Below are 255 nucleotides of genomic sequence, written 5' to 3' on the forward strand. Positions count from 1 at the left end.
CGACCGTTACGTTCGCGCCGCACGCCTTGAGGTCGAGTGCGCAGCGATAGCCAGCATCGTTGTTCGTGAACACGACCGCATTGCGTCCCGGCAACACGCCGTAGCGATGGATATACGTCGATACCGCCGAGGCCAGCATGATGCCCGGCAGATCGTTGTTGCCGAACACGATGGGGCGCTCGTGCGCACCGGTTGCGAGAATCACGCGTTTGGCGCGGATCTTCCAGAGCAGCTCGCGCGTGCCCTGACGCGTCG

Annotated in this window: 1 protein-coding gene; it reads right to left on the reverse strand. The window is 63.9% G+C overall.

Annotated features, from left to right (window positions below; genetic code table 11):
• Positions 1–255, reverse strand: a 255-nt coding sequence (locus VSR34_RS39205; protein ID WP_342965325.1) for a hypothetical protein, incomplete at both ends; no start/stop codon positions are given.

Source organism: Paraburkholderia sp. JHI2823 (assembly GCF_038900695.1).
Lineage (GTDB): Bacteria > Pseudomonadota > Gammaproteobacteria > Burkholderiales > Burkholderiaceae > Paraburkholderia > Paraburkholderia mimosarum.